Genomic DNA, 391 nt, shown 5'->3' with positions numbered 1-391 from the left:
AGTGAGTGTGTTGATTGGGTTGTTATATGCGCTGTTTTTAAGAGCCATTATTACGGTCTATCCTTGTTGCTATTGGCCAACCATACACTACAAAAAATAAAAACCAACCAGATACAAGCCATGCATGTGCTTGTGGAAATACATTTGAAATAATCCCAGCAAAAAGACCAGAAGACAAAATAACAATTATGTATCTATTAGCTGAAGCCTGTTGAGACCGTAATTTCTTAAAATAGGGGTCGAGAAAAACTAATAAAATTGCTACTAAATATAGCGGAACTGCCCACTCTATAAGTGATTTAAAAAGAGCTGCTGTAGGTATTACAAGGACAGCACCACAATACATCCATTTTCTGCTATTAAATACTTCCATTTTTCAAGCTACCACAAG

The 391-nt window shown here is 35.8% G+C and carries 1 protein-coding gene; it reads right to left on the bottom strand.

The features are described 5' to 3' along the window. Positions 1 to 37: 37 nt before the first annotated feature. Positions 38 to 373, bottom strand: a complete 336-nt coding sequence (locus tag J8L84_RS20305) for a hypothetical protein (protein WP_211072289.1) — start codon at positions 371 to 373, stop codon at positions 38 to 40. Positions 374 to 391: the final 18 nt, after the last annotated feature.

Origin of the sequence: Alteromonas sp. MMG017 (genome assembly GCF_018100795.1) — a bacterium.
Lineage (GTDB): Bacteria > Pseudomonadota > Gammaproteobacteria > Enterobacterales > Alteromonadaceae > Alteromonas.
This window is presented reverse-complemented; position numbering and strand designations above follow the sequence as displayed.